The organism is Pseudomonas sp. SORGH_AS_0199 (assembly GCF_031453735.1).
GTDB lineage: Bacteria > Pseudomonadota > Gammaproteobacteria > Pseudomonadales > Pseudomonadaceae > Chryseomonas > Chryseomonas aestiva.
In genome coordinates, this window is sequence record NZ_JAVJAE010000001.1 from 935,982 (window position 1) to 948,494 (window position 12,513).

Annotated in this window: 10 protein-coding genes; 5 read left to right on the top strand and 5 right to left on the bottom strand. The window is 67.8% G+C overall.

The window, feature by feature from the left end:
* Positions 1-31 precede the first annotated feature (31 nt).
* From QE444_RS04400 to QE444_RS04420, 5 genes are all read right to left on the bottom strand, one after another.
* A complete protein-coding gene (locus QE444_RS04400) occupies positions 32-2,356 on the bottom strand; it encodes an EAL domain-containing protein (RefSeq protein WP_309737427.1) in 2,325 nt (774 codons plus the stop codon).
* A complete protein-coding gene (locus QE444_RS04405) occupies positions 2,343-3,392 on the bottom strand; it encodes a spermidine/putrescine ABC transporter substrate-binding protein (protein WP_309737428.1) in 1,050 nt (349 codons plus the stop codon). The genes QE444_RS04400 and QE444_RS04405 overlap by 14 nt, the downstream gene beginning before the upstream one ends.
* Before the next feature lie 149 nt (positions 3,393-3,541).
* Positions 3,542-4,171, bottom strand: coding sequence for a phosphatase PAP2 family protein (locus tag QE444_RS04410; protein WP_263259101.1), 630 nt, complete (start codon positions 4,169-4,171; stop codon positions 3,542-3,544).
* A gap of 170 nt (positions 4,172-4,341) precedes the next feature.
* A complete protein-coding gene (metK, locus tag QE444_RS04415) occupies positions 4,342-5,532 on the bottom strand; it encodes a methionine adenosyltransferase (RefSeq protein WP_064307819.1) in 1,191 nt (396 codons plus the stop codon).
* Positions 5,533-5,648: 116 nt separating this feature from the next.
* Entirely contained in the window at positions 5,649-6,647 is a 999-nt protein-coding gene (locus tag QE444_RS04420) for a metalloregulator ArsR/SmtB family transcription factor (RefSeq protein ID WP_133860510.1), read from the bottom strand.
* Positions 6,648-6,860: 213 nt separating this feature from the next.
* Between QE444_RS04420 and QE444_RS04425 the strand changes: the two genes are divergently transcribed.
* The 5 genes from QE444_RS04425 (at position 6,861) to tkt (ending at position 12,444) form a co-directional block, all read left to right on the top strand.
* The gene (locus QE444_RS04425; protein WP_133860511.1) at positions 6,861-7,502 is read left to right on the top strand and encodes a paraquat-inducible protein A; all 642 of its coding nucleotides are present in this window, start codon (positions 6,861-6,863) and stop codon (positions 7,500-7,502) included.
* Positions 7,499-8,137 (top strand): paraquat-inducible protein A, encoded by a 639-nt coding sequence (locus tag QE444_RS04430; RefSeq protein ID WP_187980928.1) that lies wholly within the window; start codon positions 7,499-7,501, stop codon positions 8,135-8,137. Before QE444_RS04425 ends, QE444_RS04430 begins: the two co-directional genes overlap by 4 nt.
* A complete protein-coding gene (locus tag QE444_RS04435) occupies positions 8,121-9,767 on the top strand; it encodes an intermembrane transport protein PqiB (protein ID WP_133860513.1) in 1,647 nt (548 codons plus the stop codon). The genes QE444_RS04430 and QE444_RS04435 overlap by 17 nt, the downstream gene beginning before the upstream one ends.
* Entirely contained in the window at positions 9,764-10,363 is a 600-nt protein-coding gene (locus QE444_RS04440; protein WP_273861654.1) for a membrane integrity-associated transporter subunit PqiC, read from the top strand. The genes QE444_RS04435 and QE444_RS04440 overlap by 4 nt, the downstream gene beginning before the upstream one ends.
* 83 nt (positions 10,364-10,446) lie before the next feature.
* Positions 10,447-12,444, top strand: a complete 1,998-nt coding sequence (tkt, locus tag QE444_RS04445; protein WP_187980929.1) for a transketolase — start codon at positions 10,447-10,449, stop codon at positions 12,442-12,444.
* The last annotated feature ends 69 nt before the right edge of the window (positions 12,445-12,513 follow it).

Sequence of the window (12,513 nt, forward strand, 5' to 3'; positions counted from 1 at the left end):
CTCGCTGACCTTGCGCCAGTGAGCGTCATCCCTAGACCCGGCTGGGATCGCCCAGCCGTTGGCGCTGCCAGTCGCGCAATTCGTCCAGGCGCCGTGGCGGGCACACCAGAAAGCCCTGCAGGAGATCGCACCCGGCCTGTTGCAGGCAGAGCTGCTTGAGTTCGGTGTCCACGCCCTCGGCGATCACCTGGGCATCGCGGGCGTGGCAGAAGGCGATGAGCGCAACCAGGCTGGCCTGGTTGCCGGGTTGGCTGAGGCGCTCGACGATGAGCCGGTCAAACTTGATGGTGTCGGCGGGATAGTCGGTGACCTGCTGGATGGAGGTGTAGCCCACACCGAAATCGTCGATGGCCACGCGAAAGCCCTCGGCGCGCAATTCGTGCAGCAGTCCCAGGGTCCGCTCGTTCAACTCGGCGGCGAAGGTCTCGGTGAATTCCAATTCCAGGTGGGCCGGATCGACGCCGTGGTGGCGCACCCGCTCGCGCAGGTAGGGCACGATGTCGGCCTGATCCAGTTGCGCGGAAGACAGGTTGACGGACAGCACCAGGTCGGTGCCCAGTACCTCTTGCAGCGCGGGATACTCGCGGCAGGCCTGGTCCACGACCCAGCGATCGATCCAGCGGAAATGTCCCTGGCGCTCGGCGATGGGGATGAACTCCGCAGGCGACACGGCGCCGAGGCGGGGCGAATTCCAGCGCAGCAGGGTCTCGGCGGAGCGTACCTGGCCGGCACTGTCGACCGCCGGCATGTAGACCAGGTGAAACTCCTCGTCCGGGTTGAGGTGCCGCAGGTATTCGTCCAGCAGATCCTGGCGGCGCTGGCGCGCGGCCAGCTCCGGAGTGAAATGCACCAGGCGATTGCCGCCTTCGTTCTTGGCCCGCTCCAGGGCCAGATCGGCCTGGGCCAGCAGGTCGGCCAGGTCCAGCGGCGCCTCGGGGGTCGCCAGGCCGATGCTCAGGGTCACCGCATAGCGGCGTTCGCCCACCAGGGTGCCGTTGTCATGGTTCTGCTGCAGCTGCTGGCCCAGGGCGAGGGCATCGGTCGCCGCTGCCGGGCCACGTAGCAGGATGGCGAATTCATCGCCCGCCAGGCGGGTAAACACCAGCTCGTTGTCTGCCTGATAGGCCTCAAACTGTTGCTGGGTCTGCCGGGCGACGGCCTGCAGCAGTTCATCGCCCACCTCGTGGCTGAATCTGTCGTTCACCGACTTGAAATGGTCCAGGCCGAAATAGAGCAGGGCGATACGACGACCGTCCGGCTTGCCCGCCAGCCAGGATTCGCCCATGAGCTGGAAATAGCGGCGGTTGCCGATCTGGGTGAGGACGTCGGTGCGCAAGGCCGTGCGCAATTGCGCCAGGATGGCCAGGTTGTTGTCGTGCAGGCGCTTCATGTTGGCACCCAGGTGACCGATCTCGCCGGGTTCGTCGCCGGTTTCGAGCGCCTGGCGCTGGCCTTCCAGCACCTCCGTGAGCTGGCTGTCCAGGCGGGCGATGGGGCGGGTGATGTAGCGGCGGATCAGCACGATCAGCACCAGGATGCAGGCCAGGGTCACCAGCAGGCCGCCACTAAAGTAGGCGATCGCCAGGCGGCGCAGTTCCTTGTCCAGGCGTCCCGGGTCCGGGGTCAGGCGTACATAGAGATCAGGCGACAGCCGCTCGATGGCACTGAAGTCGCGGGTGCGGGTGAGCGGTGTCCGGCTGAATTCCAGGGGGGCGCCATAGCTCTGTTCCAGGCTGCGGCGCAGGGCCTCCATCCGGTCCGGGCTGACCGCCAGCTGCAGCGTCATCGCCAGGCCGCGCTGCCCCGGCAGGGGTGGTCCGGCGGTGCTCGGCAGCAGCGAGGTGGTCGCCACCAGCAACGAACGCCCCTGCTCGTCGAGCAGATAGTCGCGCCGCTCCAGTGGGCCGTTCGGCTCCCGGGCCAGGCGTGCGAGCAACTGGCGCTGGACGCCGCTCAGCTGGGCGAAGGGATCGCCGCTGCGCTCGTAGTAGTAGGCCAGGCTGAGATCGGGGCGGGCGATCGCCAGGGAGATGTGGCTGGGTGCATCGTCGCCGGCCAGCTGGCGCACCGCCAGTTGCAGCTGGGTACCCAGGGCTTCGTTGCGATAGGGCACCTCGGTCTGCCGCAGGAAGTTGCCCAGCGCGGCGCTGTTGGACAGGGCATAGAGCAGGTTGCGGCTGAAGTGGTCGTACTCGCGATAGGTGGTTTCCAGCGCCGCCAGGTCGTGGTTGAGCCGCGCGCGCTCGAGGCCGATCACCGCCTCGCGCTGCACCGTGTAGCCCAGCCCCACCAGGGTCAGGCTGCAGAGCAGGGCGACCGGCAGGATCAGCAGCAGGGCGCGCCTATTGAGCGTCATGGCGACCTACCAGAGCGCTGCCGATGCGTTGCCGGGTCTGGAAGGTGTCGGGTGGACCTTCACGAAAGACCTGGCTGCGAGCAAGCACGTCGTCGGGGGGGAACAGGCTGGGATCCTGGCGCAGGTCTGCCGGCAGCAGGCGCAGGGCGCCGGCGTTGGGGGTCGCCAGGTACAGTTCCTCGGTCGCCAGCACGGCATTGCGCGGCTCGTTGAGGAAATCGATGAAGCGCCAGGCGGCCGCCTGGTGCCGGGAGTTGCTGAGCAGGGCCACGCAGTCCACCCATAGCAGGCTGCCTTCGCGGGGCGTGACGAAGCGCCAGGGCTGTCCGGGGGTCGCGGCATTGAGCAGGTGCTGGTCGCCGCTGTAGCCCAGGGCCAGCTCGATGCGATCGCTGTAGGCCGGATTGTGCAGGGCGCTGACCACGTACTGATAGGTCAGCACCGCCGGGGCCTGGGCCTTGAGCAGGGCGAAGCTGCGTCGGAGCAGCTCGGGATCGTCGCTGTTGATGGCGGCGCCCAGGGTGATCAGGGGGGCGACCAGCAGATCGTCGTGGTCTTCGAGCATGGCGATACGACCGTGCAGGGCCGGCTCCGGCTGCAGCAGCGGCTGCCAGGAAGAAGGCGCCTGGGCCAGGCGATCGCTGCGATAGAGCAGACCCAGGGTGCCCCAGACGTAGGGCACGGCATAGTCGCCGCAACTCTGGCGCCAGCGCGGATCGAGCTCGCGCAGATGCGGCAGGCGCTGAGGGTCGATGCGGGTCAGCAGGCCGTCCTGACCGAGGCGGGTGGCGCTGACCTCGTTGATCACCACCAGGTCGAGATCGACATCGCCGCGCGCCAGGGTCGCGTCGCGCACGTCACTGCTGTCGAAATGGATTTCCTGCACGGTGGGATGGGCCTTGGCCCAGCGCTGCAGCAGGGTGTCGCTGAAGTAGCCTTCCCAGGTATAGAGCCGCAAGGACTCGGCAGCCGCCACGGGTGACGCGGGCAGCCCGGTAAGCACCAGGCTGCAGACAAGGGGGAGGCAGTAGCGCATGCGGACGACTCGGCGGCAAGGACTGACTTAACTAGGAGGGGCCGAAAGGCCCTGGCGTTCACCCCGGGAACGTCGGGGCTTCTGCCAGTCTAGGAGTCCGCTGGGTATTCGCCAGCCGCGGGCCGTCTATTTCAGGTGCTGGGCCTTGCTCAGTTCTGCAACGGTGCCACGCCGGCACGCTGATGGGCGCGGGTCCAGGGCTTCTGCTCGTCGGCGAATTTCACCGCCAACCGCTCCAGCACCCGTTGCGTCGGGGCGTTGGTGCCATGCAGCAGCAACAGGGGCAACAGCAGCAGGCTGGCGCCCAATGCGGCCTGGCGCGGTCTGAGGTTGACCTCCTGGCCCCGCAGCAGCCACAGCAGGCCGCCGCTGGCGGCATAGCCGATGGGCAGGCCGGTCACCACTTCCGAGATCGAGTGATAGCCCAGCACCACCCGCGAGACGGCGATGAGCAGGGCACAGAGCGCGCCGAGGGCGGCTGCGCTCAGCCGCAGCGACGGCCGCGCCCGGCTGGCCAGCAGCCAGCCGAGGACCGGCAGCACGCTGCCAACCAGCATGGAGTGGCCGCTGAAGCCGGTGAAGTCCAGGCGGGGGATGCCCAGGCCCCAGCCGAAGAAGGCGATCTTCGACAGGGCAACGCTGAGCCCGGCGGCACCAAACAGCAGCAGCCAGAGCAGTGCCGCCCGTGCGGACAGACCGGCCAGCAGCCAGAGCGCGATCAGCACGGCGCAGGGAAGCATCACCGAAGAATCGCCGAAGTTGGTGATGAACAGCCACATGGATAAGCAGACTCCTGGGGAAGACGAGGCATTCTGACCATCAGATGCCCAGAGGTTGCATCGCGCGTGCCAGGCTGTGGACTGGCGCAAGAAAGCGCTGGGATCCCGCGTGCAGACCCAGAAAAAAGCCCCGGCACCAGCGGTGGCGGGGCTGTTTGCCGGGAGGCGTGTTACAGGCCGGCGGCGGCGCGCAGGGCGGCGGCGCGGTCGGTGCGTTCCCAGGTGAAGGTGGTGAAGGTGTCGTCGCCCACGGTGACTTCCTGCGGGTGGCGGCCGAAGTGACCATAGGCCGCGGTGGCCTGGTACATCGGGTGCAGCAGGTCGAGCATGGTGGTGATGGCGTAGGGGCGCAGGTCGAAATGCTCGCGCACCAGCTGCACGATCTTCTCGTCGCTGATCTTGGCGGTGCCGAAGGTGTTGATCGAGATGGAGGTGGGCTGGGCCACGCCGATGGCGTAGGACACCTGGATCTCGCAACGATCGGCCAGGCCGGCGGCGACGATGTTCTTGGCCACATAGCGACCGGCGTAGGCGGCGCTGCGGTCGACCTTGGACGGGTCCTTGCCGGAGAAGGCGCCACCGCCGTGACGGGCCATGCCGCCGTAGCTGTCGACGATGATCTTGCGGCCGGTCAGACCGCAGTCACCCACCGGGCCGCCGATGATGAACTGGCCGGTCGGGTTGATGTGGAACTGGGTGTCCTTGTGCAGCAGCTCGGCGGGGATGACGTGCTTGACGATCAGCTCCATCACGGCTTCGCGCAGGTCGGCGTACTTGACCTCGGGATTGTGCTGGGTGGAAAGCACGATGGCGTCGATGCCGACCACCTTGCCGCCTTCGTAGCGGCAGGTCACCTGGGACTTGGCGTCCGGACGCAGCCAGGGCAGCAGGCCCGACTTGCGTGCCTCGGCCTGACGTTCCACCAGGCGGTGGGAGAAGGTGATGGGCGCGGGCATCAGCACATCGGTCTCGTTGCAGGCATAGCCGAACATCAGGCCCTGATCGCCGGCGCCCTGGTCTTCCGGCTTGCTGCGATCGACGCCCTGGGCGATATCCACCGACTGCTTGCCGATGATGTTGACGATGCCGCAGGTGGCACCGTCGAAGCCCACGTCCGAGCTGTCGTAGCCGATGTCGACGATGACGTCGCGCACCAGTTGCTCCAGGTCGACCCAGGCGGAGGTGGTGACCTCACCGGCGACGATGGCCACACCGGTCTTGACCAGGGTCTCGCAGGCCACGCGGGCGTGCTTGTCCTGGGTGATGATGGCGTCGAGCACGGCATCGGAGATTTGGTCGGCGATCTTGTCCGGATGGCCTTCGGACACGGACTCGGAGGTGAACAGGGAATATTCGCTCATCGAATGGTTCCTAAATTACCAGGGGGTAGGGGCCCGCAGGCCGGTCGAGACAGCAGTTTCCTTGCTGGACATGACGCCCTTGAGCGTCGGGTCCGCCCGCCACTGGCCAGTTGGCCTCATGACGGGGTGTTTCCCTGATCCGGGCGCGCGAACTGGCGCACCTGGATCTGAAAGCCGTTGCGCAGGCCCAGGTAGAGGCTTTCGCCCGCCTGCAGGCCGGCGGCCTGGGCCCAGCGCGCCAGTTCGTCCTGGTCGAAGCCGAGCCAGAGATCGCCACAGGCCGCGCGCGCCCAGGTCTGGTCGTGGGGGCAGAGGTCGGTGATCACCAGGCTGCCACCCGGCGCCACGCGCCGGGCCAGTTGCTGCAGGGCTTCCGCCGGTGCGGCCAGATGGTGCAGGACCATGTTGAGGACTACGCAGTCGGCGGCGGGCAGCGGCTCGGCGAGGGCGTCGGCCAGTTGCAGTTCGACATGGGCGAGACCGTCGCGCTGGCAGCGCTGACGCGCCAGTTCGAGCATGGCCGGGCTGTTGTCCACCGCCACCACCCGGGCGAAGCGCCGCGCTAGGTCCGGCAGGAAGGCGCCGTCGCCCGGGCCCACTTCCAGGGCGCAGCCGCGCGGATCCAGGGCCAGGGCGTCCAGCAGGCTGAGCAGGCCGTCGCGATACTGCGGCAGACTGGCGATGAGGTCCTGCTGGGCCTGGAATTTTTCCGCCACCCGGGCGAAGAAGTCGCGACTCACCGCCGCGCGCTGGGCATGCACCTCGCCGATCCGCGTCTGCACGGCGCCGGGCAGGGCCAGGCTGTCCACCTCTTCGAGCAGGGCGGCGTGCAGGGCGCCTCCCAGGCTGCCGGGACGCGGCAGGGCGCGGCGATAGAAGATGGCATTGCCCTCGCGGCGGGTGGCCACCAGCTGCGCCTGGGCCAGCACCTTGAGGTGGTGGCTGATGCCGGACTGGCCGGTGGCGAAGATCTGTGCCAGTTCCAGCACGCCGAAGGAGGCGCTGTGCAGGGCGCGCAGGACGTTCAGGCGCAGGGGATCGCCACCGGCCTTGCACAGGGCGGCGAGGGTGTCTCCTGGTTCCTGGCCGAGCGCCGGCACGCGTAGGGGATTCATGGGGCGCTAGTCTAGAGACCCGTCCCGGGCCTCGCAAGAAAAGCATCAAAAAGTTTTGATACTTGTCCGCAGCGGCTGGCCGCGCATACCTTCGCCGAGGAAGGTAAGATGCCCGGGCCTTTTGCTCAGCGGTCTTCGCGGCGTTGCGGTAACGACCGCGAGCCTCGCGCGTCCAACCTGCAGCCCCCTTCCAGGAGCGTCACCGGGTAACCCATGTCTGTCCAGCCACCATCTCCTTCCGCGCCTGCTGCCGGCACGCGCCTGGTGATCTGCGAGCACTGCGATTCGGTGCATCGCCTCGAACCCCTCGCGGTGGGTGAGCGGGCGCATTGTCTGCGCTGTGGCGCCTTGCTCTATCGCGCCAGCCGGCTGGATATCCAGGGTCTGCTGGCGCTGGCGATCGCTGCGGCGGTGCTGTTCGTGATCGCCAATGTCGGGCCGATCCTGCAACTCAGCTTTCGCGGCCTGCACAGCGAGGCGACCCTGCTGGAATCGGTGGTCGCCATGAGTCGCGGCTTCGCCGGCCCCATGGCGCTGGTGGTGGCCATGACCCTGTTCGTGGTGCCGCTGCTGCAGATCGTCCTGCTGCTCTGGGTGCTCGGCTTCGCCCAGCTCGGCCGCCGCGCGCCCGGCTTCGCCACGGCCATGGTCACCCTGCATTACCTGCGGCCCTGGAGCATGATCGAGGTCTTCGTGCTCGGCGCCCTGGTGGCGGTGATCAAGCTCGCCGGGCTGCTGCACGTGGTGGTGGGCCTGGGGCTGTTCGGCATGGTCGGGCTGATGGTGGTCCTGCTGATCATCGCCAAGCGCGACCTGCACCCGCTGTGGGACGCCGTCGGGGAGCGCGAGCCGTGACCGCGCCCCAGCTGCCGCGCGCCGACGAACTCGGCCTGTGCCTCTGCCACGTCTGCGGCAAGGTCTGCAGCGCGCCACGCCGGCACAAGGCCGGCTGCCCGCGCTGCGGCTCGGCGCTGCACCGGCGCAAGCCGAACGTCTATGCCAAGACCTGGGCCTATCTGCTCGCCGCGCTGATCCTCTATATCCCGGCCAATACCCTGCCGGTGATGTTCACCGGTACCCTGGGCCGCGGCACGGAAAGCACCATCCTCGAAGGGGTGATCGAATTCTGGGAGAACGGCTCCTGGGGCGTCGCCCTGGTGATCTTCATCGCCAGCGTGGCGGTGCCCTCCATCAAGTTTCTGGTGCTCGGCACCCTGCTGGTGACCTGCCAGCGCCGCAGCGACTGGGCCACCGCCCAGCGTGCCCGGCTCTATCGCTTCGTCGAGCTGATCGGCTACTGGTCGATGCTCGACGTGATCGTGGTGGCCCTGGTCTCGGCGCTGGTGCACTTCGGTGCCCTGAGTTCGGCGGCGCCGCGCCTGGGTATCGTGTTCTTTGGTTTCGTGGTGGTGCTGACGATGCTCGCCGCGATGAGTTTCGATCCCCGCTTGATCTGGGATGCAGAGGTGAACGATGACGGACAGGCATGAACCCGACGCCCTGGCGCCTACCCCCGAGGTACGCCGCAGTCGCTGGAGCGTATCGCTGATCTGGCTGGTGCCCATCGTGGCGGCCCTGATCGGGCTGTCCATGGTGATCCACAGCTGGGCCTCGCGCGGTCCGACCATCACGGTGACCTTTCTCACCGCCGAGGGCCTGGAAGCCGGCAAGACCCAGGTCAAGTACAAGAACGTGGTGATCGGCACCGTCAGCGACATCCAGCTGGCGCCGGATCGCAACCGGGTGATCACCACCATCGAGCTGGAAAAGTCCGCCGAGGGCTTCGCCACCAAGGACGCCCGCTTCTGGGTGGTGCGTCCGCGCTTCGGCGTCAATGGCGTCTCGGGGGTCGACACCCTGGTGTCGGGCGCCTTCATCGGTGCCGACATCGGCGATTCCAGCGAATCCCATCGCGACTTCCGCGGTCTGGAGCAGCCGCCGGCGCTGATCCACGGGGCCTCGGGCAAAAGATTCATCGTCACCGCCGACGACATCGGCTCGCTGGACGTCGGCTCACCGGTCTATTACCGGCGCATCCAGGTCGGCCGGGTGGTGTCCTTCCACCTCAATCCGGATGGCAAGGGTGTCAGCGCCCAGGTCTTCATCGATTCGCCCTACGACCGCTTCGTCACCGCCAACAGCCGCTTCTGGAACGCCAGCGGGGTCGATGTCTCGCTCAGCGCCTCCGGGCTCAAGCTCAATACCCAGTCGCTGGCCACGGTGGTGGCGGGCGGCATCGCCTTCGTCACCCCCGAATGGCCGAAGGATCCGCAGGAGGCCCAGGAAGACCAGAGTTTCACCCTGTTCGACGACCAGACCAGCGCCCTGGCCCCGCCGGATGGCGAGCCCTTCTATGTGCGGATGAGATTCCAGCAGTCGCTGCGCGGGCTGTCGACCGGAGCACCGGTGGAATTCCTCGGCATGAACGTCGGCCGGGTGGTGTCCCTGACCCCCGACTACGAGGACAGCCAGGATCGCTTCTCGCTGATCGTCGGCGCGGTCATCTATCCCCAGCGGCTGGGTGACGTCGGCAAGCGCATCGAGACCAAGGACCGCGACGGCAAGCTGTTCGCCGGCTGGGTGGCCCGTGGTCTGCGCGCCCAGGCCCGCACCGGCAACCTGCTGACCGGTCAGCTCTACATTTCCGTCGACTTCGTGCCCAATGCGCCCAAGGTGGCCTTCGATCCCCAGGCCAAGCCGCTGTCGATTCCCACCGTCACCGGCAGCTTCGATCGCCTGCAGGAGCAGATGGCCGGCATCGTCAACAAGATCGACAAGATCCCCTTCGATTCCATCGGCAAGAATCTCGACACCAGCCTGGCGCAGCTCAGCGGCACCCTCAAGCAGCTCAACGCTGGCGTCCTGCCGCAACTGACCACCACCCTGATGGGCGTGCAGCAGCTCACCGGTAGCGCCAGCCAGAGCCTGGGCGCCGATTCGCCGGTGCAGCAGAATCTGACCCAGACCCTCGAAGAGATGCAGCGCATGGCGCGTTCCCTGCGCGTGTTCGGCGACTACCTCGGCCGCCATCCGGAATCCCTGATCCGCGGTCTGGTGACCGATCCGCCGCCCAAGTTCGAGCCGGGCTCCCGCGATCCCGCCAAAGGAAAACTGCAATGAAGCGCCTGACCTGCCTGGCTCTGCCCCTGCTGCTGGCCGCCTGTTCATCCAAGGCGCCGCTCAACTACCACACCCTGACCAGCGCCGCGGAACCCGCGTCCCAGGCGCGCACCGCGAATTTCCGCTTCGCCCTGCAAGGCGTCTCGGTCCCGCCGCAGGTGGATCAGCCGCAACTGGTGGTCCGCCAGGGCGACGGCATCGCCCTGCTGGAGAACGAACGCTGGATCGCGCCCCTGGCCGACGAGGTGCGCAGCGCCCTGTCCGCCGACCTGTCCCGGGACCTCGGTACCCTGGACCTGGGCGATGCCCCGCGCGGCAGTGGTGCCCCGGTGCTGCGCATCAAGGTGGATCTGCAGCGCTTCGATTCGCAGCCCGGGCGTGGCGTGCAGCAGGACGCGCTCTGGACCCTGCGCCTGGCCGAACCGGGCGGGGAGCGGGTGCTCACCTGTGGCAGCCGGATCAGCCAGCCCGCCGGCGGCTCCTATGCCGAGGTCGTGGCGGCGCACCGCCAGGCCCTGGCGACCCTGGCCAGGCGCATCGAACCGGTGGCACGCGCCTTCGTGGTCGACGGCGCCACGGTCTGCCCGGCGGGCTGAGGCGACCGCGCCGATTGCTGGAAGTGCCCTGGCTGGGCCAGAATAACGGCCCCTTCGCTCTGCCTCTGCCAGGAGACACCGCAATGCCCAGCCGTCGTGATCGAGCCAACGCCATCCGCGCCCTCAGCATGGATGCCGTGCAAAAGGCCAACAGTGGCCACCCCGGCGCCCCCATGGGCATGGCCGACATCGCCGAGGTGCTCTGGCACGATCAGCTCAAGCACAACCCTGGCAATCCCCTGTGGGCCGACCGCGACCGCTTCGTGCTGTCCAACGGCCACGGCTCCATGCTCATCTATTCGCTGCTGCACCTGTCCGGCTACGACCTGTCCATCGACGACCTGAAGAATTTCCGGCAGCTGCACAGCAAGACCCCGGGCCACCCCGAATACGGCTACGCCCCGGGTATCGAGACCACCACCGGCCCCCTGGGTCAGGGCATCGCCAACGCCGTGGGCTTCGCCCTGGCGGAAAAGGTCATGGCCGCCCAGTTCAACCGTGACGGCCACCGGATCGTCGACCACCACACCTACGCCTTCCTCGGCGATGGCTGCATGATGGAAGGCATCTCCCACGAGGTCTGCTCCCTGGCCGGCACCCTGGGCCTGTCCAAGCTGATCGCCTTCTACGACGACAACGGCATCTCCATCGATGGCGAGGTCGAAGGCTGGTTCACCGACGACACCCCCAAGCGCTTCGAGAGCTACGGCTGGCAGGTGATCCGCAACGTCGACGGCCATGACGCCGACGAGATCCGGACCGCCCTGGACACCGCGCGCAAGAGCGACAAGCCCACCCTGATCTGCTGCAAGACCGTGATCGGCTACGGCGCACCGCACAAGCAGGGCAAGGAAGAGTGCCACGGCGCGCCGCTGGGCAACGACGAGATCCAGGCCGCGCGCGAGCTGCTCGGCTGGGCCCATGCGCCCTTCGAGATTCCCGCCGACATCTATGCCGAGTGGAGCGCCAAGGAGCGCGGCGCCGCCGCCGAGGCCGAGTGGAACGAGCGGTTCGCCGCCTACGCCCAGGCCCATCCGCAATTGGCCGCCGAGTTCAAGCGCCGCATGGCCGGTGACCTGCCCGCCGATTTCGCCGAGCGCGCCGCCGCCTTCATCCAGGACGTCGCCAGCAAGGGCGAGACCATCGCCAGCCGCAAGGCCAGCCAGAACGCCCTGCAGTTCTTTGGTCCGCTGCTGCCCGAACTGCTCGGCGGTTCCGCCGACCTGGCCGGCTCCAACCTGACCCTGTGGAAGGGCGCCCAGGGCGTCACCGCCGAAGACGCCAGCGGCAACTATGTCCACTACGGCGTGCGTGAATTCGGCATGAGCGCCATCATGAACGGCGTCGCCCTGCACGGCGGCCTGGTGCCCTACGGCGCCACCTTCCTGATGTTCATGGAATACGCCCGCAACGCGGTGCGCATGTCGGCGCTGATGAAGCAGCGGGTGCTCTATGTCTTCACCCACGACTCCATCGGTCTCGGCGAAGACGGCCCCACCCACCAGCCGGTGGAACAGCTGGCCTCGCTGCGCTACACCCCCAACCTGGACACCTGGCGTCCGGCCGATGCTGTGGAATCCGCCATCGCCTGGACCTCGGCCCTGGAGCGTCGCGACGGTCCCAGCGCGCTGATCTTCTCGCGCCAGAACCTGACCCACAGCGTGCGCGACGCCGCCACCCTGGGCAACGCCGCCCGTGGCGGCTACGTGCTCAAGGATTGCAACGGCGAACCCGAGCTGATCCTCATCGCCACCGGCTCCGAAGTCGGCCTGGCGGTGCAGGCCTATGACCGCCTGACCGCCGAAGGTCGCCAGGTGCGCGTGGTCTCCATGCCCAGCACCAGCGTCTTCGACCGCCAGAGCCCCGAGTACCGTCAGCAGGTCCTGCCGGTGGAAGTCGGCGCGCGCATCGCCATCGAGGCCGGCATCGCCGACTTCTGGTACAAGTACGTCGGTCTCGACGGTCGTATCATCGGCATGCACACCTACGGCGAATCCGCTCCGGCGGCGGCGCTGTTCGAGCACTTCGGCTTCACCCTGGACAATGTCCTGGCGGTGGCCGGCGAGTTGCTGGAAGACTGAGTCCTGTTGCGGTAATCCGAAAAGCCACGCCCAGGCGTGGCTTTTTTGTGTCCGCGATTCGGCACGCGC